Source organism: Mesorhizobium sp. B2-4-14 (assembly GCF_006442155.1).
In the GTDB taxonomy this organism is placed as follows: domain Bacteria; phylum Pseudomonadota; class Alphaproteobacteria; order Rhizobiales; family Rhizobiaceae; genus Mesorhizobium.
Genome location: NZ_VFVA01000015.1, coordinates 53906 through 73800, shown reverse-complemented (window position 1 = coordinate 73800; position 19895 = coordinate 53906). Strand labels below are relative to the sequence as shown.

Annotated in this window: 24 protein-coding genes and 1 riboswitch; of the genes, 3 read left to right on the top strand and 21 right to left on the bottom strand. The window is 63.8% G+C overall.

What is annotated here, in order from left to right:
• Positions 1-110 precede the first annotated feature (110 nt).
• The 10 genes from FJ938_RS15460 to FJ938_RS15415 all read right to left on the bottom strand — a co-directional run bounded on the left by FJ938_RS15460 (position 111) and on the right by FJ938_RS15415 (position 9193).
• Positions 111-1178, bottom strand: coding sequence for an ABC transporter ATP-binding protein (locus tag FJ938_RS15460; RefSeq protein WP_140695095.1), 1068 nt, complete (start codon positions 1176-1178; stop codon positions 111-113).
• Positions 1178-1966, bottom strand: a complete 789-nt coding sequence (locus FJ938_RS15455) for an ABC transporter permease (RefSeq protein ID WP_140695180.1) — start codon at positions 1964-1966, stop codon at positions 1178-1180. The genes FJ938_RS15460 and FJ938_RS15455 overlap by 1 nt, the downstream gene beginning before the upstream one ends.
• Positions 1966-2835 carry an ABC transporter permease gene (locus FJ938_RS15450; RefSeq protein WP_181165567.1) on the bottom strand — a complete coding sequence of 290 codons (870 nt, stop codon included), beginning with the start codon at positions 2833-2835 and terminating at the stop codon, positions 1966-1968. Before FJ938_RS15450 ends, FJ938_RS15455 begins: the two co-directional genes overlap by 1 nt.
• Positions 2836-2902: 67 nt before the next feature.
• On the bottom strand, positions 2903-3964 hold the full coding sequence (locus FJ938_RS15445) for an ABC transporter substrate-binding protein (protein ID WP_140695093.1): 1062 nt from the start codon (positions 3962-3964) through the stop codon (positions 2903-2905).
• Positions 3965-4004: 40 nt separating this feature from the next.
• The gene (locus FJ938_RS15440; RefSeq protein WP_140695091.1) at positions 4005-4979 is read right to left on the bottom strand and encodes a PfkB family carbohydrate kinase; all 975 of its coding nucleotides are present in this window, start codon (positions 4977-4979) and stop codon (positions 4005-4007) included.
• Entirely contained in the window at positions 4976-6016 is a 1041-nt protein-coding gene (locus tag FJ938_RS15435; RefSeq protein WP_140609049.1) for an ADP-ribosylglycohydrolase family protein, read from the bottom strand. Before FJ938_RS15435 ends, FJ938_RS15440 begins: the two co-directional genes overlap by 4 nt.
• 3 nt (positions 6017-6019) lie before the next feature.
• Entirely contained in the window at positions 6020-6745 is a 726-nt protein-coding gene (locus FJ938_RS15430; protein ID WP_140609051.1) for a GntR family transcriptional regulator, read from the bottom strand.
• A 416-nt stretch (positions 6746-7161) separates the two neighbouring features.
• Entirely contained in the window at positions 7162-7326 is a 165-nt protein-coding gene (locus FJ938_RS15425; RefSeq protein WP_140609053.1) for a DUF3309 family protein, read from the bottom strand.
• 322 nt (positions 7327-7648) lie between these two features.
• Positions 7649-8212 (bottom strand): hypothetical protein, encoded by a 564-nt coding sequence (locus FJ938_RS15420; protein WP_140695177.1) that lies wholly within the window; start codon positions 8210-8212, stop codon positions 7649-7651.
• 345 nt (positions 8213-8557) lie between these two features.
• Positions 8558-9193 (bottom strand): isoprenylcysteine carboxylmethyltransferase family protein, encoded by a 636-nt coding sequence (locus tag FJ938_RS15415; protein ID WP_226890641.1) that lies wholly within the window; start codon positions 9191-9193, stop codon positions 8558-8560.
• A 684-nt stretch (positions 9194-9877) separates the two neighbouring features.
• Between FJ938_RS15415 and FJ938_RS15405 the strand changes: the two genes are divergently transcribed.
• Positions 9878-10408: a hypothetical protein gene (locus FJ938_RS15405; protein WP_181169112.1), complete on the top strand. Its 531-nt coding sequence runs from the start codon at positions 9878-9880 to the stop codon at positions 10406-10408.
• Positions 10409-10561: 153 nt separating this feature from the next.
• On the opposite strand, the gene FJ938_RS15400 is transcribed toward FJ938_RS15405, so the two are convergent.
• The 4 genes from FJ938_RS15400 to FJ938_RS15385 form a co-directional block, all read right to left on the bottom strand.
• Positions 10562-11587, bottom strand: coding sequence for an ABC transporter substrate-binding protein (locus FJ938_RS15400; protein ID WP_140695086.1), 1026 nt, complete (start codon positions 11585-11587; stop codon positions 10562-10564).
• Between the two features lie 27 nt (positions 11588-11614).
• Positions 11615-12379, bottom strand: a complete 765-nt coding sequence (locus FJ938_RS15395) for an ABC transporter ATP-binding protein (protein WP_140695083.1) — start codon at positions 12377-12379, stop codon at positions 11615-11617.
• Positions 12376-13170, bottom strand: coding sequence for an ABC transporter permease (locus tag FJ938_RS15390; RefSeq protein ID WP_140695081.1), 795 nt, complete (start codon positions 13168-13170; stop codon positions 12376-12378). The genes FJ938_RS15395 and FJ938_RS15390 overlap by 4 nt, the downstream gene beginning before the upstream one ends.
• A 125-nt stretch (positions 13171-13295) precedes the next feature.
• Positions 13296-13904 (bottom strand): YkoF family thiamine/hydroxymethylpyrimidine-binding protein, encoded by a 609-nt coding sequence (locus FJ938_RS15385; RefSeq protein WP_140695079.1) that lies wholly within the window; start codon positions 13902-13904, stop codon positions 13296-13298.
• Positions 13895-14008, bottom strand: a riboswitch (TPP riboswitch). It overlaps the preceding gene by 10 nt.
• 183 nt (positions 14009-14191) lie before the next feature.
• On the opposite strand from FJ938_RS15385, the gene FJ938_RS15380 reads away from it, so the two are divergent.
• Positions 14192-14500, top strand: coding sequence for a hypothetical protein (locus tag FJ938_RS15380; RefSeq protein WP_140695077.1), 309 nt, complete (start codon positions 14192-14194; stop codon positions 14498-14500).
• A gap of 167 nt (positions 14501-14667) precedes the next feature.
• Here the strand turns inward: FJ938_RS15380 and msrA are convergent, their stop codons facing one another.
• Both msrA and FJ938_RS15370 read right to left on the bottom strand, forming a co-directional pair.
• Complete coding sequence (gene msrA / locus FJ938_RS15375; protein ID WP_140695075.1) at positions 14668-15186, bottom strand: peptide-methionine (S)-S-oxide reductase MsrA; 519 nt, start codon at positions 15184-15186, stop codon at positions 14668-14670.
• A 160-nt stretch (positions 15187-15346) separates the two neighbouring features.
• Positions 15347-16861, bottom strand: a complete 1515-nt coding sequence (locus FJ938_RS15370; RefSeq protein ID WP_140695073.1) for a glycosyltransferase family 39 protein — start codon at positions 16859-16861, stop codon at positions 15347-15349.
• A gap of 196 nt (positions 16862-17057) precedes the next feature.
• Between FJ938_RS15370 and FJ938_RS15365 the strand changes: the two genes are divergently transcribed.
• Positions 17058-17765 carry a hypothetical protein gene (locus FJ938_RS15365; RefSeq protein ID WP_140695071.1) on the top strand — a complete coding sequence of 236 codons (708 nt, stop codon included), beginning with the start codon at positions 17058-17060 and terminating at the stop codon, positions 17763-17765.
• 156 nt (positions 17766-17921) lie between these two features.
• On the opposite strand, the gene FJ938_RS15360 is transcribed toward FJ938_RS15365, so the two are convergent.
• The 5 genes from FJ938_RS15360 to FJ938_RS15340 form a co-directional block, all read right to left on the bottom strand.
• On the bottom strand, positions 17922-18239 hold the full coding sequence (locus FJ938_RS15360) for a hypothetical protein (protein WP_140695174.1): 318 nt from the start codon (positions 18237-18239) through the stop codon (positions 17922-17924).
• Positions 18240-18341: 102 nt separating this feature from the next.
• Positions 18342-18536: a hypothetical protein gene (locus FJ938_RS15355; RefSeq protein ID WP_140609073.1), complete on the bottom strand. Its 195-nt coding sequence runs from the start codon at positions 18534-18536 to the stop codon at positions 18342-18344.
• Positions 18521-18760 (bottom strand): ABC transporter permease, encoded by a 240-nt coding sequence (locus FJ938_RS15350; RefSeq protein ID WP_140695068.1) that lies wholly within the window; start codon positions 18758-18760, stop codon positions 18521-18523. Before FJ938_RS15350 ends, FJ938_RS15355 begins: the two co-directional genes overlap by 16 nt.
• Positions 18757-18957: a hypothetical protein gene (locus FJ938_RS15345; RefSeq protein ID WP_140695066.1), complete on the bottom strand. Its 201-nt coding sequence runs from the start codon at positions 18955-18957 to the stop codon at positions 18757-18759. Before FJ938_RS15345 ends, FJ938_RS15350 begins: the two co-directional genes overlap by 4 nt.
• 2 nt (positions 18958-18959) lie before the next feature.
• The gene (locus tag FJ938_RS15340) at positions 18960-19712 is read right to left on the bottom strand and encodes a glycosyl hydrolase 108 family protein (protein ID WP_246673343.1); all 753 of its coding nucleotides are present in this window, start codon (positions 19710-19712) and stop codon (positions 18960-18962) included.
• Positions 19713-19895 lie beyond the last annotated feature (183 nt).

Below are 19895 nucleotides of genomic sequence, written 5' to 3'. Positions count from 1 at the left end.
TGGAATTCCGCGAAACCGGCGACGACAGCCGATCCCCCCCTCGTGGGGGAGATGTCCGGCAGGACAGAGGGGCGCGAAGGAACGCAAGCGGCCCATCTATCGACAGCGACCTAACCCGCAGCAATCAGCACCGTGCTTTCCGGCGACCAGCGCAGCACCACGTTCTGGCCTTCCGCCAGCCGCTCCATGCCGGTGTTCTGGACGATGACCTTCAGCGTCTGGCCAGCGCGCTCGACGAAATAGGTGCTGTTGTTGCCGGCGAAGATGCGCTTCGACACCTGCCCCTTGAGCATGTTGGCATTGGCGGCATCCATGGCCTCGGCATCGGTGTCGATGCGGATGCGTTCGGGCCGCACGGCACAACTCGCCTTGGTCCCGGCGGCAAGCGTCGCACCCGCGCCGGCCGCGATGGCCGTACCGTCCGGCAGGCGGATACCGTTGCCGGTCGCGTCGCCGCGAAAGATGTTGGCGTCGCCGAGGAAGGTGGCGGCGAATTCGCTCTTTGGCCGGTCGTAGATTTCCTCCGGCGGTCCTTCCTGCACCAGCCTGCCGTCGCGCAGAATGCCGATGCGGTCGCTCATCGTCAGCGCTTCTTCCTGGTCGTGGGTGACGAAGATGGTGGTAATGCCGATCTCGCGCTGGATGCGCTTCAACTCGATCTGCATGTCGACGCGCAGCGCCTTGTCGAGCGCGCCCAGCGGCTCGTCGAGCAAAAGCACGCGCGGCTTGGTGACGATCGCGCGCGCCAGCGCCACGCGCTGGCGCTGGCCGCCGGAGAGCTGGTGCGGGCGCCGGGCGCCAAGCTTGCCGAGTTGCACGAGGTCGAGCGCGCGCTGCACTTCCGTGGCGATCACAGCCTTCGCCGCGCCGCGCACCGACAGGCCGAAGGCGATATTGTCGGCGACACTCATATTGGGAAACAGCGCATAATTCTGGAACACCATGCCGATGCGCCGCTTTTCCACCGGCACCCGCTCGACGCTCTCGCCGCCGATGGAAATACGGCCCGAGTCGGGAAAGTCGAAACCGGCGATCTGCCGCAGCAGCGTGGTCTTGCCACTGCCGGACGGGCCAAGCAGGGCATAGAAGCCGCCATCGGCGAAATCGATGGAGACATCGTCCAACGCCTTGTGCGCGCCGAAGCTGCGCGAGACGTTCGATACCTGCACGCCGGCCATTATTTCTCTCCGCCGAATTTGAAGAAGCGCGCCGTGAGCAGCATCAGCGCCATCGACACGACAATGATGATGGTCGAGACCGCATTGATCTCGGGCGTAAAACCCTTGCGGATCGCGGCATAGATTTCGACCGGCAGCGTCGTCTGTCCCGGCGTCGACAGGAAGTAGGAGACGACGAACTGGTCGAACGAAACCGCAAAGGCGAACAGCCCGCCGGCGATGACGCCCGGCATGATCCAGGGCAGCGTGACGCGATTGGTCACCTGCCACTGATTGGCGCCAAGCGAGCGCGCCGCCTCTTCCAGCTCCGGCGCGAAGGTCTGCAGCCGGGCCGAGACGACGACGATGACATAGGGCAACGCCAGCGCGACATGGCCGAGCAGGATGGCGAACAGGCCGCGCCCGATGCCGACGCCGAAGAAGAAGATCAGCATCGCCGTGCCGGTGATCAGCCACGGAATGGCGATCGGCGGGAACAGCAGCGCCTGCAGCAATTTCTTGCCGCGAAACTCGTAACGAAAGAGCGCCAGCGACGCAGCCGTGCCAAGAACCACACAGATGACCGTAGTGATGACGGCGATCTCGAGGCTGTTCCAGGTGGCCGCGATCAGCTGGTCGTTCTGCCACAGCGAAGCGTACCACTCGGTCGTCCATTCGAACGGCAATTGGTAGAAGGGCGAGGCGTTGAACGACATCAGCGCCATGATGATGATCGGCACATAGAGGAAGGCCAGCAGCAGCAGGATATAGAACCGGCCGAGCCATTCCAGGATGCGAGTGGTCGGCATCATGTCGTCCTCCGCAGCACCGGCGACGCGATCGCCAGGATGACCAGCACGACGGCCAGCAGGATGAAGGACAGCGCCGCCCCAAGCGGCCAGTTGAACACGGCGACGAACTGGTCCTCGATGACGGTGCCGTAGAAGGTGCCGGTTCGACCGCCGAGGATGCGCGGCTCCATGAAGGAGCCGACGACCGGCACGAAGATCAGCGCGGCACCGGCCACCAGCCCCGGCATCGACAGCGGGATGATCACCCGCTTCAGCACCTGAAGCCGCGAGGCGCCGAGCGAGCGCCCGGCCTCGATCAGCGAGTCGTCGATGGCTTGCAGCGTGAGATAACAGGTCAGCACCATATAGGGCACATAGGAGTGCACCAGTCCGATGATGACCGCCGGATAGGAATACATGAGGTCGATGTTGATCTTGAACGGCAGCACGGCATTGAGCGCCGTGTCGAGGATGCCGCCTTCGCGTAAAACCATCGCCCAGGAGAAGATGCGCACCAGCCCGTTCGACCAGAACGGCAGGATGACGAGCAGGAAGATCGCCTCGCGGCTGCGTCCCTTCAGCACCTTGGCCAGCACGTAAGCGGCGGGATAGCCGATGACGATGCACCACAGCGTTACTTCAAGGCCGAGGCGCAGCGAGGCCAGGAGCAATGTCAGGTAAAGGCTCTGCGAGAAGAATGCGGCATAGTTGCCAAGCGTGAATGCCCATGGCTTTCCCGACAAAGGCAAGTCGGTCATGAAGGAGAAAAAGACCATGGCGGAAAGAGGCAGGAAGATCGCCACCGTCAGCCAGAGATAGGCCGGCGCCAGCAATGGCAGCGCCGATCTCAGCCCGCCGCGTGACGCAACTGCCCCCTGCACTGCCATGATAACCCTCCTCCCCAGGATTGAAGGACCAGCCGGCGCGAGCCGCCGGCTGGTCCGGATGTGGGTGTTACTTCACGTCGACCTTGAGTTGCTGCCAGAGCGCAAGGTAGGCCTCGCGTTGGGCGTCGGTGATCGGCGCCTGGAACTGGATGCGCTTGGCCACCGCAGGGTCGCCCATCACCTTGCGGTTGAAGGCATCTTCGGGCAGCGCTTCCACCGCCTTGGTATTGGCGGAGACGGGAGCACCGACCTTGGTGACCCATTCGACGTAGAATTTCGGGTCGATCATGTAGTTGATGAAGGCCTCGGCGCCGGCGACGTTCTTCGAACCGACCGGAATGGAAAAGGCGTCGAGCCAGGCGACGGCGCCTTCCTGCGGGATGACCAGCGAGACCGGCAGTTTGAAGTGGGTCTTGGCGCGGTCGGCCGAGCCGCTCCAGTAGGTGCCGATATCGATCTGGTTGGAGGCGACCATCTGGTTCCAGTCGTTCTCCGAGCTCCAGAAGGTCTTGATCTGCGGCATCAGCGAGGTGAGCTTGGTCTTGACCGCACCCATATCCTTGATGTCGTTGATGTTCTGGCCGGTGGCGATGGCGCCGAACTGCACCGCCTCGACAGCATCGTCGCGGATGATGACGCGGCCCTTGTGCGCCGGATTCCACATCTCGGCGATCGACGTCGGCGGCTTGTCGAAGGATTTTTCGTTGATGGCGAGCGCCGTCAGGCCCCAGACCCACGGCACGCCATAGACCTTGCCGTCATGGTCGAGCATCGGCGACCCGGCCTTGTCCTTGCTGATGTCGGCATAGTTCGGCAGTTTTGAGGTATCGATCGGCTGGATCAGCTTTTCCGCCATCGCCTGGTCGTTGAAGGCGGCATTGATCATGACGACGTCGTAGAGACCCGGATTGGTGCGGATCTTGGTCAGCATTTCCTGTTCGGAATTGAAGAAGTCGTTGACGACCTTGTTGCCGGTCGCCTTTTCGAACGCCTCGATGGCCCAGGGTTCGTCGGCGCCATAACCCTTCCAGTTGAGCACATGCACTTCACCAGCGTTGGCGGCGAAGGCGAGTGCGGAGGTGACGACGGCGGTCGCCGTCAGCAAAGCAGTCAAATTGAGCATGCGCATGGTTCGTTCCTCTCTTTGGTTTGCCCGGTTCCCGGGCTTGTCAGGCTGTCTGATGGGCCTTCTGTGCCTGGCCGGGCGCGCCGGCCGCGCCCTCGCCCAGGAAAGTCTGGATTTCGGCGTCCGTCGGCGCCGACGAACCGCCATAACGGGTGACTGAAATGGCGGCCGCCGCATTGGCGTAGCGCGCCGCCTCGAACGGCGGAACACCATTCGACAGCGCGCTGACGAAGGCGCCGATATGGGTGTCGCCGGCGCCATTGGTGTCCACCGCCGCTACCTCGAATCCCGGAATACTCTGGGCGGAACCATTTGCCAGCCGCACATGACAGCCCTTGGCGCCGCTGCGGATGATGATGCCATCGGCTTTTGGGCAATGGTCCGCAAGCAGTCGCCCCGCGAGTGCCTCGACGTCACCAGGGCCGGCAATCTCGGCGGCCTCCGTCGCGTTGCAGCTTAGCCAAGTCGTACGAGCAAGCACTCGCGACAGGATAGGACACGGAATGTGCGAGATGACCGGGGTCGGGTCAAAGACGAAAGGGGTCTGCGCAGGCAGCGCCTCGATCCATTCGGTGAGCGCCTCGCGGCTTCCGGGATAGCTCAGCGTATAGCCCGAGGTGAACACCCAGTCGCCCGGCGAGACAACCACGGGCGCCATCATGTCGAGGCTAAGAATGCTCTCCGCACCAGGCCAGGACACGAAGGTGCGTTCGGCATCGCTTGAGATCATCGCGACGCAATTGCCGCTGTCCATGGCAGGCGATGGCGGCGTCAGCGTTTCGATGCCGTCGGCGGCAAAGGCGGAGCGCAGGAAATCGCCATTCGGCCCGCTGCCGAGCTGGCCGCCAAACGCCACTGTCATGCCGGTCCGGCTGGCCGCGACCATCATGTTGAAGCCGCCGCCAGCGACCTGGTCATAGCTCGACGCCGTCTTCTCCGTGCCCGGCGCCGGCAAGGCATCGATGCGGTAGACGTAGTCGACCACCGCGCTGCCGATATGGACGAGCCGCCCACTCATGCCGCCGCATCCTTGCCGGAGCCGGTTTTCGCCAATCGCGCCGCGACGAGGTCGCCGGCGAGTTCGCGAACTTGCTCGACGTCGATGCCAAGGAGGCGCGCGACGTGCTGTCGCGGCAACTTCGAAAGACCAGTGCAGGCGCCCCCCATGCCGGCCGCAATAGCGCCGATCGTGTCGGTGTCGCCGCCGAGATTGGCGCTGATGACCGCCGCTTGCCAGGGATCGCCGCCGGTGACTTCCAGCACCGCGAAGGCGGCCGGAACGGACTCCTGGCTGGCGACGCCGGTGCCGACCAGGTCGGTGATCAGCCGGATCGCGTCCCTCGTCGCTTTGCCACGCACCAGATCCTGCGCCCAGACGATACGCGCGGCGATATCGCCGCCGGTCACCCAGTAGCCGAGCGTCGCTCCTCGCCCCGCCGCCACGACGGCACTGTCGGAGGCGGCGCGCCAGTCACCGCCGGAAACGCCGCAGCTGACAGCGGCCGCGACGGCAGCGGCCGAGGCAATAGCGATCGAGGTGTTGTGTGTCGCCCGGCAGGTCTCGGCCACCTTGGCGACCAAAGCCTCCAGCGCTTCGACCGGCATCATGATGCCGACCGGCGCGATGCGCATGGCTGCACCATTGGTGTCCCCGCCACGCCCCGCGTCCTCGGCTGGCACACCATTGTTGATGGCGTCGATGGCGCGCTTGGTGGACGGCCCGAGCAGATCGTAGCTGCCGCGCGCCTTGACGTCACGCTCCCAGTCGAGCAGCGCATTGACCCAGCGCGTGTGGTCGAAGCGGCCGCCCGATTCGATGAGGATGCGGCCAAGCAGCAGCGCCTGTTCGGTATCGTCGGTGATGGTGCCGGCCGCCAGCCCCTTCGACACCGGATGGTCGGCAACGGGCGCTACGAAATCCTCGACATGACCGTACAGCTCGGCGATCCGCGCCGGCGACAGAAGCTGGGTCGGCATGCCGAGCGCATCTCCCAGCGCCCCGCCGATGAGAGCGCCCATGGCGCGGTCGATCATGTCCGTCGCTTTGTCCGACATCGCTCAGAACCTCATATGCAGCGCGAAATGCGCTGGGTTGAGCAGACTGGTGACATATTCGATCGGCCGGTCATCAGCGGCACGGGTCAACCGGCGGCCACGCAGGAATGGCGTGCCCTCAGGGCAGCCGAGGATGGCCGCGTCCTCGGCATTCAGCATCTCGATCCCGATCCACTCCTCGCCATGGTCGGGCACGAGCCCGGCGGCGCGCAGCGTCTGGTGCAGCGATCCCTCGCGCAGGCCGCGCAGCGGAACGTCTTCGAGTTCCGGCGACAGCGGCAGGCGGCTGCGCTCGATGGAGATCGCATGACCGTCTCTGGCATTGGTGCGTACACGATCGACGGCGATGAAGAACGGGCTTTCGATCTCAAGCAGCGCGGCAAGCCCCGCATCTTCGATCACCTCGAGCCGCAGCGTCCTTGTCTCGGCATTGGCGCCGGCATTGGCCAGCGCCCGCGACCAGCCGATCGCGTCGTCGACCGGCTTGCCGTCGAAAGTGACGAAGGAGCCGATACCGACCTTGGTGGTGATCAGCCCGCGGCTGGACAGTTCCTCAAGGCCCTTGCGGACCGTGTTGCGGCTGACGGAGAAGCGCTGGACGAGTTCATTCTCGCTTTGCAGGCGATCGCCGAAGCCGAGCACGCCGGAGCGGATTTCATGCTCCAGAACGGTGGCGATCTGCTCGGGCTTGCCCGTACCGGGAGAGAGCTGAATCGCGCCGCGCTTCATATGGGCACCTGTCCAGTGAACCTGTATAATCCTGTTCACTACTCTGACGCGGCAGCTCTGTCAACGATCAAGCGATGAATGCCCCCCGCATCAACGCAGGCAAGCTGAGAGCACGGACTGGCAGGCAGCCACCGCCAAGCAGGCAACGCTCGACATCCACGGCGCCAAGGTCGGCAAGGCGTCGACACCGTGTCCGGAGAAAAAGAAAGCCCGCTCCGGGAAGCCGGGGCGGGCCTTGGAGGAGGATAAGGGGTGGGACCCTCTCCTCTTGTTTCCACGGGGGGTGTGGACCGCCACCACCATACCTGAATCTCGCGCGATACCGGATCACAAGCTGGCTTTTTCCATCACAATCCGGTGCGCAACGATATCGATACGGTCACGAAATCGCGATCACCATGGATCGAATCGCGCCTCTAGATGCGTCCGAGCACGACAAGGATGATGACGATCAGCAGCACAAGTCCGAGTCCGCCGCCCCCATAATAGCCGGTTCCGTAGAACGGCCCGCCGCCGAGTCCGCTGAAGCCGCCAAGTAACGCAAGGACTAGAAGGATGATGAGTATGGTGCCTAAGCTCATGATTCCCGCTCCTTTGTGCGCTCGTGCGCCGGTTAGACATTGCTTGCTGCGATGTTCGAAGATGAGAACGCTCGAGCGGCCTTACCGTTCCGCCCCCGCGAGGATCGCCAAGCAAGAAGGGTTCGTCAAATGAGTTAGCTCCACCCTCTTGGCGCCGTGATAGGTTGCGGATCCAAGGCGAGGAGCGATCATTCGGGGCGACCTGAGAAGACCCAATGACGCGGAAAGCCCGCCAGGAGCGACGGACTTTCCGACCGGCCGGAGGCTAGGAGAGTGCGCTTGAAAGCCTCGCGGCTGGTTCCGCACTGCTCATCCTGAGGGCTCAGCGGCGGGCGATCAACAGGCAGAGTTGGCGCAGGTCGCGATCGTAAGCGCCCTCGTTGCTCAGCACGTCGACACAACGCTTCTTCATGCGAACCACCTGGCTGTTAGACATCTGGGCCACGGTGCCGGACAAGCTCGTTTGGCTGGGATTGGTGGGGTTTGACAGGCTGCTCGGATTGGCTCCGCCGATGCCGATGCCGCTCGTGTCGCCAACATTGGCGCCAAGCCCGGCGGTGATGCCGCTCGTGCCGCCGACATTGGCGTTCGCGCCGATGCCGTTGCTGCCGCCGATGGAGGCACTGAGCCCAGCATTGCCATTCGAGCCGCCGGCACCGGTACCAAGACCGGCATTGACGCCGTTGCTGCCGCCAACGGAAGCGCCGACGCCAGCATTGCCACCCCCGCCACCGCCTCCATTGGCGCCGACACCAGCGTTGACACCGCCGCTACCATCCACCGAGGCGCTGACACCTAGCCCCGCTGCACTCACCGGCATCGAAAGGACGACGACTATCGCACTTCCCGCCAACACACTGGCGACCGTCTTGATAGTAAAAGTCATAACACTCTCCTGTTGCGCTAAGGCAGTCGGCGCACCGCCGATTGCAATCACAGCTACGTCGGAGATGATCTTTGGTTCAAAGCGGGGTATATTTGTAAATATGATGGTATTTATTGCTTGAATGGGGAACTTATAAAAATAATAAAAATGCACCATACTCGCAGAAAATATTTCTTGGTCGAAACCGATGTTATCGGTATTATCATTTATTCGGAAAGAAAAGCGACTTTAGCCGCTGAGGAGATCCCGTCATTGTCGGTGTGCGGCTCCGCGGATAGCACGAAAATCGCGTGCCGGTCGCCGGAAGGCGACCAATCAATCCAAACAGGTCGGCTAACCTTGCCTTCAGAATATCCGTTGGAACAGCCTATAGCGCACACGTTCCATATAGGCGCGATACTCCGGCTCGGCGGCCAGCAGGGCCTCCTCGCGTAGTATCCGATACAACTGCATGTAGGTGATGACCGCATAGACCGCGAGATTGTGGAAGGAAAAGGCCGACAGCAGGTAGAGCACGTGTCCGGCAAGATAGCCGGCGTAAATCGGGTGCCGCACAAGCCGGTAGGCGCCGCCCGTCATCACGCCGCGATTGGCAGGCAGGATGGCAAAGGAGCGGCCCAGCGATATCTTGCCCCAGATGACAAACAACAACGCGATCACCTGCAGCGGTGCGGCGATGTAGACTGGAACAAGCGCCATGCCAGGTTTGAGGCTGATCAACGCTACTCCAAAACTTGCGGTCACGGAGACGATGACCGCAAGCGGATTCCAGTCACGCGTCACCGGACGCCGCGACAAAAGCAGCCAGGTGAAGGTGAGTATCTCGGAAATCGCAACCAGCGCGACGTTGAGCCGGGTCGGATCCTCCAGCAGTTGATAGACGCCGCGATAGACGAACAGTCCCGCGCAGGCCAGGGCGCAGGCGCGAAAGAAGCCTTCGCGCAGGTCGGTCAGGATCTCGCGCTTGCGCGCTTCGGACAAAACCCCGTCCCGGTTGGCACGCGAGAGCGCTTCACTTTTTGGCATAAGCAAGGCAAACACCCCGATGATCCCTCGCGGCGACCTTTGCACGCAACCATTGCCGGGCGGTTAACCGGCAAGGTCAGATCGGGATTGAACGGGAAGCAACGCCCTCAACCAGCGAGCGGGCTGCGGGAACCGCGATGCAAACTGTGTCTGCTATATTGCAATTTATGCTTGCATTGCGGAACAAATAAAGAACAATAGGCGGATTACCGCTGAAGTGGACCAGGGTTTTCGGGGGAGGACCAGCCAAATGGCGAGTTGGAAGGGTGCGGGGCAGCCGCTGCTATCATATCATTCGTGCAGGCGAAGACCTCCTCAAACGGCGGCAATTGGCTGGGCTTGCGGTCATCCTTGCGCTGAACCCACCGGTCCTCGCGTCAGAGAAGGACTATGCAACCTGCATTGGCGAGAGTGTCGAGCCGGACAAGCACATAGCCGCCTGCACGGCGATTGCCGAGGACACCGCGGAGCCGCCGAGCATCCGCGCCACCGCATACATCTATCGGGCCGTCGCCCGGGACGACAAGCAGGATTACGATCGGTCGATCGCCGATTACAGCGAGGCGATTGCGCTCGATAACAAGCAGGCTTCGGCATACTTCAGATCTCTACGAGACGGTGGCGAGGTCGCCCCAGCCGATGACCACCGCCGACGTCGATGCCGAGATCCGGAAGCAGGGCCTCCAGATATTCAAGGCGATCGCCCGGGAATTTCCGGACGATTACGATGCGATGCTGCGCAAGATCACTGCCGCGGCCCAGACCGGAAGTGGAACAGAAGTGCGCAATGTCAGCAGACAGGCGGTCGCCGATCCGAGGCAAAGATATACACCGCTCCTGACTTCAGCGCCGGACAGCGAGGTCTCGCAAGCGCTTTCCGCGCAGCTCGACATGCTCAATCATGTCATGGCACGAGAAACGCCTGCCACGTGCAACAATTACCTGCGCAATGGGCCGGACGCGATCAGCGCGCCCGGCCACGATTTCCTGGCTCACCCGGACAAGATTGGTGCCACGCTGTTCAACGCCTTCGGCGCAGCCAAAAAGAAGCGGTTTGCCGGCGGCCATGCCCAGCGATCAGGACTGGTCGCTGGTCGCCGACGCCTTCATCAGAAGCGGCGGCACGCCGGTCGAGATGGACGCCATCGCGAACGTAGACCAGGACTTTGAGGGTCTCTGCCCCGCCGTCGCGAAGTTCTACGCCGCCGCCCTGTCGCTGCAAGGCGAGCCTGGGTGGCACATCAAAACCGCCCTGCTCTACGCCATCGCGAAGAATTAGGCGCGGCGGCTGACGTGTCTTGACCGGACGCCGCGTTCCTTCGCTCAGGCGCCTACAAACTCGTTGGTGAAATACCCCTCGAAATCCGGCTTTTGCTTCAGCGCCTTGCCATTGCCATCGAGCAGTATTCCCGACGAGAACAAATACCCGCCCATCGCCTCGACCTTGGCCTTGTCGATGGTGCCGATAGCGCCGGCGGCACTCTTCAGGAAATGACCGTCGTTCAGCGCCTTCAGCGAGGCTTGGATCAAAGCCGGATTGGTGAGCGTATCCTTGTTCGCGGTAATCAAGAGGTCGCCGGCCTCTTGCGGCTGGTCGACGGCGAACTCGTAGCCGCGCCGTGTCGCCTGCACGAAGGCGGCGGCCGCCTTTGGATTAGCCGACAGGAACGCATTGCTGGAAGCGATGAAGGTGGTGTGCTCGTCCGGCACGCCGTAGTCGGCGTAGCGGAAGCTGCGCTGCTTCAGGCCCTTGAGCCCGGCCTCCACGCCTTCCCAGGTCGAGACTTCCAGCGTGAAATCCACGGCGCTGCTCGCCAGCGCATCATAAGCCGAGGTACCGAGCGTCACTGTCTTGAAATCGCCCTTGCCGCCGTCGTGGCGGATGATGGTCGAGATCAGCGCGTTCTCCCAGGCGCTGCCGAAACCGCCATAGGTCAGGCCGTCAAGATCCTTCGGGCTCTTGATAGCGGCGCGGTCGGCGTTGAAGACGACGCGGCCGGTCTCCGACTGGACGACGGCATAGACCGCCTTGAGATCCGCGCCCGCGCTCTTCTGCGTGAACAGGCCGAGCGCGCCGGAAATGCCGAAATCAGCGACGCGGTTGGCGACCAGCGTGCCCGAGCCGGTATCGCCATAGGGCAGGATTTCGACATCGAGCCTGGCATCGCGGTAGAAATCCTTGTCGCGAGCGACGAACAGACCGATGTGGTTGGTGTTGACAGTCCAGTCGAGCGCGACGGTGATTTTTTGCGCTTCCGCCCTGGCGCGTGCGGCCCCGGCGAGCGAAGCCAGCGGCAGGCCGGCGGCCAAAGCCAGGAGCAGCGCCTGGCGGCGGTTGAGTTCAGTCATTTTTCTCTCCATCAAACAATCGGGCCATCAAACGATCGGGAATTCGGTTCGGCCTGCCCCCAGCAGCGTGTCGAGGATGCTGGCCTCGATTGCCGCCGCCTCGCGGGCGAGCGCTGCACTTTCGGTGCGCGGGCGCGGTAGCGGCACGGCCACTTCGGCAACGACACGCGCAGGCCGCTCCGACAGCACATAGATGCGGTCGGACAGAAGCACCGCCTCGCGCACGTCATGGGTGATGAGCAGCGCCGTCCAGCGATGGCTCGCCCACATCTTCTCCAGCCAGCGCTGCATGGCCGTGCGGGTGAGCGCGTCGAGCGCGCCGAAAGGCTCGTCGAGCAGAAGCATGTCGCGCTGCTGCACCACGGTGCGCAGCAAGGCGGCGCGCTGGCGCATGCCGCCGGACAGTTCGGCCGGCCAGGCGCGCTCGAAGCCGGCAAGGCCGAACTCGGCGAACAGCGGCGCGACCCGCTCGCGCGCGGCGCGGCGCCTCACGCCCTGCACCTCCAGTCCAAGCGCGGCGTTGTCGATGACGCGCCGCCATGGCATCAGCGCGTCGCGCTGCGGCATGAAAGCGAAATGGCGGCCGTGATCGTCCAGCGGCGCGCCGTCGAAGCGCATCTCGCCCTCGCCCGCAATCGCACCGGTCAGCAACTGGAGGAGCGTCGACTTGCCGGCGCCGGACGGCCCGAGGATAGAGACGAACTCGCCATCGTCCACGGTCATCGAGATGCCGGAGAGCACCTCGAGCGCGCCGAAGTTCTTGCGCACGTCGCGGAGTTCCAGCCGGGTCATGACCGGTCCTCCTCGGCCGGCTCCGGCTTTGCATCGCGCCCAGCCCTTTCCCACGGCATGGCAAGGCGCTGGACGAGCACCGTCAGTCCGAACAAGGCAAGCGTCAGCGCCGAGCTGACGGCGACCGCGGCGAGCACCAGGTCGGGCCGGAAATTGTTCTTGGCGCTCAGCATGTAGATGCCCAGCCCCTTCGCCGCGCCGGCATATTCGGCGAAGATCGCGCCGACCACGGCATAGGTGATGGAAATGCGGAGGCCGGCAAAGAAATAGGGCAGCGCCGAAGGCAGACGAGCCAGCCAGAAAATGCGCCAGCGCCCCGCCCCCATGGCGGCGAGCATCTGGGCAATCTCTTTGCTGGTCGACGCATAACCTTCGACCAGCGCCACCATCATCGGGAAGAAGGTGACCAGCGCGACGAGCAGGATCTTTGGCAGCAGCCCGAAGCCGAACCACAGCACCACCAGTGGCGCGATCGCCACCAGCGGCAAGGTCTGGCTGGCGATCAGGATCGGGAACAGCGCGCGGCGCAGCCTCGGCAGGAAATCGACCACCGTTGAAAGCACGAAGGCGGCGGCGAGCGAGCAGGCAAAGCCGGCCAGCGTGGCGCCGATGGTGGGCAGCGTGTTGTCGGCCAGCGCTGCGCGGTTCTCCCACGCCTGCGCCAGCACGCGCGACGGCGCCGGCAGCACGGTGGGCGCGATGCCGCCGAAGCGGGCGTAGAGCTCCCAGGCGGCAAGCAGCAGGGCGAAAGCGAGGGCCGCGGGGGCTGCTCTGGCGAAGGCGGCGGTCACCGCCGCCTTCGCCAATCACCAACGGCTTCGCTGCTCCCTGTGGACGCCTGGGCGTAGGGGCACCTTTCCCAGGCGGATCAAACGAACCAACCACGACAATATCCTCGACGGCGGCCAAGCGCCGCTCAAACCGCGGTCGGGCTGTTGGCCGAAATGGTGATGTCGAGGGTCACGTGGCCGGCGCCCGGGCCGAAGCGGCAGAAAGCTTCGTTGAGCGTGGCGAAGATCGCGCCGGCATCGCCGCGCAGCTTGGTGCAGAAATGCTTGGAGCGCTCGAAGACGCCCGACTGCTTCAGGAAGTCGATGCAGCCATAGATCTCGTCCATGTGGTCGCCGGTGCCCATCACATAGAGCGAGAATTGCGCGGCCGCCGGCTGGTCGGTCGAAGGTGTCGACTGCACGGCACGGATTCCGGCCAGCTTGCGCTCGCCGAGCGGGATTGCCGGGCCGCCGATCTCGTCGGAGCGGCAGATCGGATCGTCCGGCTCGCCCGGGCAGCCGCGCGAGACGGCGGCCGACAGCACGCAATGCTTGCCGCTTCTCGCCGCCGCCACGAACAGATCGCGCATGGCCGGAAACAGCACTTCGGGCGGCCCGACCAGCAGTGTCGTGATGTCGTCGGTCTCGATCCGCAACCTATCCCGGTAGGGATCGAGCGCACCGAGCGCGCGCAGGATGACGCCGACGAAATCGTCGGCCATGGGATATAGGGAAATCTGTGCGCCTGAAAACATCGCCCGCCTCGCTCCGCTGGTATTACCCAGATCAGCTTCTAGGGTCTGTGGGCTTGCCGCCCCCGTCTCAGCCCCGACCGTACGGAGCACCCCTGTGGATGAGCGCGTTAAAGCACCATTCGATCGATTGGGGAAGCGGTTTTTTTCGGCGAGCTGCGCCACAGGCGTTGCGCCAGAGCAGTGGCAGTGGGCTGCGCCGGCGCGAAATTTTCCGGGAACCTTCACCAGGTCGAGAGGTTGTTTCGCCAGTCGCTACGCGACGAGTTCACGGAAAATGGAGACCAGCCATGTTCATGAAAATCCTCGCAGCTTCGGCGCTCACTGTCACTCTTGCCAGTTCCGCGATGGCGCAAAGCAATAGCGCGAGCGGCACCGATGGCTCTGGCGGCAGCGGCAAGTCGGTCACTGTAGAACCGAGCACGCCAGCTTCGCCTGATACGCTCGATCCGGCAATGACCAACAGCACGACCATCACGCCGGGCGACATGAATTCCAATGCGGACCGGAATTGCCCGACCAACCCGCAAGGTGCGCAGTCCGATGCCAGTGGCAACGCCACGGCGCCGACCTTGAACGACAAGAACTGCGGCAAATAAGTCATTGCCCAAACAGAGAAAGCCGCCGGGTGGATGCCTGGCGGCTTTCTCTGTTTCGATATCGTTCCCAACGCTCCCGAAAGGGATTCGCGGCGGATCAGGGATATCGCCTGTTATCAACCGAGGCGTCCGTTTGGACCCAAGGTTCCATGCTTTGAGCCGAGACGTCAGGACGCCGCCTTTTCGCGAACCGGCAGCTTCCAGCCGGGCCTGACGAAATGGCAGGTATAGCCGTTGGGATACTTCTCCAGATAATCCTGATGCTCGGGTTCGGCCTCCCAGAAGTCACCGGCCGGCGCGACTTCGGTGACGACCTTGCCAGGCCATAGACCGGAAGCATCGACGTCGGCGATGGTGTCTTCAGCGACGCGCATCTGCTCGTCGCTGGTATAGTAGATCGCCGAACGGTAGCTCATCCCGACATCGTTGCCCTGCCGGTTGCGCGTCGTCGGATCGTGGATCTGGAAGAAGAATTCCAGCAAGGTGCGGTAGCTGATCCTGGCCGGATCGAAATCGATCTCGATCGCCTCGGCGTGGGTACCATGATTGCGATAGGTGGCATTCGGCACATCGCCGCCGCTGTAGCCAACCCGGGTGGAAAGGACACCCGGAAAGCGCCGGATCAGATCCTGCATGCCCCAGAAGCAGCCCCCGGCAAGTACCGCTCGTTCGCTCGAAGTCGCCATGTTTCGTCTCCCAAAAAGCAATTCCGGCTGTTTGACGGTTTCCCGTCAGGAATTGCGCAAAGAAAATTGAGTTGCCCCATAAATGGGCATTGCCGCCCGTTTCGTCCAGTCGCCTGGGAATGAGCGGCGGCCTCGGCCAGTGGCAACCGGACGACAGGCTTCAGCCGCGCGGATACCACGTGCCGGGCGGAATGACAGCAAAGTTGATGGCTATTGGCGGTGCCCCGCGCGACCAGTTGAAAAGAACGGTCTTGACCGGGATGTTGCCCAGCCATGCCCGCAGCGGCAACGGTACGCCGCGACCAGACCAGACCATCAGCATGCCGTGGTCATGCAGCCGCTGGCTTGTGATCCAGGGCGCGAACTTCATATTCAGGTCGGTGAAGATCGACGGCTTGTCATACGCATTGAGGCCGGCCAGCATGGCCAGGTTGGTATCGCCGCCGACAATGTCGAGCCGGCCAGGTGCCGCTGCGTGCCAGATCGCTTCCGCCTCGTCAGAGATGGGCTGCGCCGGCCAGCAGACAGCATCCATGCGCCCCCTTATGTTGCAATTCGTCCAGCGAATGGCCGCATATGCGCCTGACATGGTGAGGATGCAGATGAAGGCGCAGATCGCCAGCCTTCGCATCTCGACGGCGCCAAGCCGATGGCCAAGGAAAGCGAGCACCACGACGCCAATGAGATTGTACATCGGCGCCCCCCAGGACTCGCCGGTGCCGGTGAACAACGAGGCGACCATGATCAGCATCGCCGGCCCGAGCCCCATCCACACGAGATAGGCGAGCTTGCCGCGCTCGATGGGCTCCTGTGGAGCTGGCGTGCGCCGCAGCAGCCCCGATATGGCCAGCACCAGGAGGAAGCCTGAGAGCCCGGCCAGTTGGACACCGATATAGTAGAGGCGGGCACGGTGTTCGGTCACCCACGCGTCGCGGTAGGCGAAATAGGTCAGCGGCAAGAAATCGATGCGATAGAGCTCAATGGCCAGCGGCGCGGCCACGGCGAGAAAAACGGCAAGACCAAGCCATGGCCAAGGCGTGGCCAACCGGCTGCGCGCACGTGCGTCGCACAGCAGCCAGAGTGCACCGAAGGCAAGCAGCAGGCCGGTGGAGAACTTGGCATAAAGCCCGACGCCCGACACCAGTCCGAGCGCCAGCCACCAGCCCGGCCCGCCGCCGCGGCCGGCGCGCCAGAGCAGCCAGCAGATAGCCGCCCAGAACGGCATCTGCGCGTAGTCATGATTGAATTGCGGGGTTGGCCAGCCGAAGAAATAGACCGACGGCAGCAGCAAGACGGCAGCCAGCGCACGGTTGCGCCCCAGCATGTCGCGGGCCAGCAGATAGACCAGGACGAAAGTCGTGGAGATCGTCAGCTGAGCAAGCAGATATTGCGGCCAGCGGAACGATCCGGTCAGAAGATGGCTGGTCTCGAGCAGCCAGGCGGGAAGCTGCGGATGCTTGTAGGTCAAAAGCACCCATTCGCGGCCCCACATGAAGCCTTCCACGATGTCGCCAGGCGGCGCGGGATTGACCAGCGATGGCACCACCGTCCAGCACAGGATCTGCGCCAGGCACAAAAGCGCCAGCAAATACCAGGGGTGACGAAGCAGGCCACGCCAGACCGATGACGAGTCCAGGCCCGTGCCGGGCAGTCCTGCCGGCACCCAACGATCCATGGAGTCATCTATTCCCACCATGCGGCGCTTAAACCACATCGCCCAGTTTGCCGAACAGCCCTAACATCAAAGCTTACAAAAAAGTATACCTGCGTGCCATTGCGACACCAAGATTGAGCAGGAATTTCGGCGTAACACCGCCTCCCCGAGCAAACAGCCCACACATCCGATCCCCTCCGAACTTCCTGGACACTCGATGCGTCACCAGCATGCCGTCATCCACCATCGCGCGCTCGACTTCTGGCTGGCGCGTGCCGCGGTGCTTGTCATCATCTGCCTGCAGCTTCTGGTCATCAACGATCTTTCCTTCGGCTCGCGCTGGCTGGCGCCGGTCCTGGAAGCTGCCCTGCTGGTGCCCCTGTCGGTGGCTACTGCCTGGACGCAGGTCGCCACCCAGAAGGCGGTCGAGGAGAAGCACTGGTATCTGGTCGGCCGGTTTCGCGTCATGATCCGCAGGACAGCCCTGGTGATGACCGGCGTCATCAGCGTCATGAATTGCGGTTCACTGGTGTTCCTGGTGCGCGCGCTGCTGGCGGGCCATGCCGGCTCGAGCGGGCAGACGCTGTTGGTCGATGCGCTCAACATCTGGGTCACAAATGTCATCGTCTTTGCCTTGTGGTTCTGGAGCACCGACCGCGGCGGGCCGCCGACCTGCGGTCTTGTCACACGCGCGCATTCCGATTTCCTGTTCCCGCAAATGACCCTGAGCGACCGCGAGATCCGCGACTGGCTGCCGGGCTTCGTCGACTATTTCTTCCTGGCCTTCACCAACGCGACGGCGTTTTCGCCGACCGACACCTTGCCGCTCTCGCAACGCGCCAAGCTGCTGATGATGGCGGAGGCGATGATCTCGCTGCTGACGATCGCGCTGGTCGCGGCCCGCGCCGTCAACATCCTCGCCTGATACAACTCCAGCCGGATGCGGGCGGGGCCTCAGCGCCGGGATATGGCAGCGGCCGATCAGGAGCCACAAACGCAAAAGAGCCCGCCCCGGCGAACCGAGGCGGGCTTCAATCGACCGGGCCATCAGGCACGGTTGTCGACGCTGGTAGAACGGGGGCTATTCCTCCGAGGCTGGCCTGAATTTCCGCACGATCACCTCGAACAGAATATCCGAGATCCACATGGCGCAGACGCCGATGAGAAAAGCCGCCGCCAGCGTGGTCGTGTCGTCATTGGCCAGCGGCAGGCCCGTAGCGCGGGAATACTGCACCACGGGCAGCGTCAAATAGGCGGCGGCGAGCGCGCCGCAGATGGGGGAAGCCACCATCTCGCGCAGCTTGTACCGATGCCGCGACAGCGCACGCAGTACGCCGCCGGCAAGACCGGCGGCGACGACCGGTCCCTTGATGCCCAGCAGATCGAAGAAGTCATGCATCATTTCATCGTCCTCGTGATGAGGAAGCCGAAGATCGATCCGGCGCCGAAAAAGCCAGCACGCCGAGCAGCGTGGCTGGATCCAGGGGAAGTGCCACGACCGTCATGGCTTCCACCCGCACAGTTTCTCGCCCTTGCGGTTGTGCGCCAGCAGCGCCTTGACCTCGGCGTCCGACAGCGCATCGACGGCGTCCGCCGACAGACGCAGCGGGCTGGATACCGCGCAGAACCCGCCCTTGACGGTTGTGCAGCCGGCCATCACGGCCAGGACCGACACCAGCATCAATCCCTTGCCCATGATTTGAGCTCCTTTCGCGCTGTGGCGGCCGGCAGCGCGCCGATATCGTTCTGGACCTGGTCGGCGATTTCGCGCGCAGCGGCCTCGGCGGCGGCCTGCCGGGCACGCTCGCTGCGTTCGCCGGCCAGCCGCTGGCGAACGCCCCAACCGAGTGCCGCGAGGATGGCCGCTCCGATGCCCAGAATGGTTGGACTGCCGAGCAGGAAAGCGAGGAGCGCGCTCATTGGTTCGATGCGTCCTTGACCAGATAGCCGACGGCAAAGACGGCGATCGGCAGAAGCGTGGCCCACGTCTCGGCGTCATACCAGGCTGGCCAGATGTTGCGCACGAAGACGCCGGAAACCGAGACGGCCGCGGCGGCGATGGTCGCGGCCGTCAGCTTGTTGGTCGGACGGATGGTCGGTTGGGTGACGGTGGCCATGATCAGAAAATCCGTTGCAGGGCGACGGCAATGTGGCGCCAGGCGGCATAGGCAAGCAGCAGGCAGGCGGCGACGAACCCACCTGCCTTTGCGGCAAGCGGGATGGCGGGGCGGTGCGGTGCCGGCGATACCGGTTCGACCGCGGGCGCCTCGCCAGCGGGTGTTTCGACTCGAGGCGATTGCTGGACCGGTTCAGGCGCGGGCGCCGGCTTTGCAGGCTGCACTGGCGCGGGCACTGTCGCGGGGGCCGACATCAGCAGGGCCTGGGTCCGCACCGACCTGACGCGATCGGACCAGCCGCGCCCGAATGTCGCCCATGTCGGCAATCGCCTGAGAAACGTCAGCCGCGCATCGCAGAGTTGGTCAATGACGACGCCGGCCGGCTTTGCCCCGACTGCCGCGAGCGTCGCCGGCCCGATGCGTCCGTCCTGGGAGACGCCTATGGTTGCCTGAAAGTATTTGGCCGCCCTGCCCGGCCCGCTGTTCACCGCGAAATCGAACACGGCGTAGTCGACGCCATCAGGCAGCTCGGCACCGAGCACAGCGTCCCAATAGAACCGCCGATACACCGTGGCGACCTGGGTATCGTTGATCTTCTTCAGATCGGCCTTGCTGGCATCAGCCTTCACGTAGCGGCGGAAGTTCGCCAGCGTCACGCCCTTCATGGTGGCGCCACCCGGATCGGCCGGATTATCCGACCAGCCACCTTCGGATTTCAAGACGAGCGCAAGCGCCCGCGCGAAGTTGCGGTCCATGGGGGTTCCTTCTATTTTCGGGAAATGGGGAATTTCATAGTTGAGCAGGTGCGCGACGGCGTGCCCGTGAAGCGCGCCGAGGTTCAGGCAGGCAGCGATGTTGAGGCGGCGAAGACGTGGGGACCGGTTGAGATGCCACTAGGCCTTGAGCCGACCGCCGGGCAATGGATCCGCGTCGCGGCA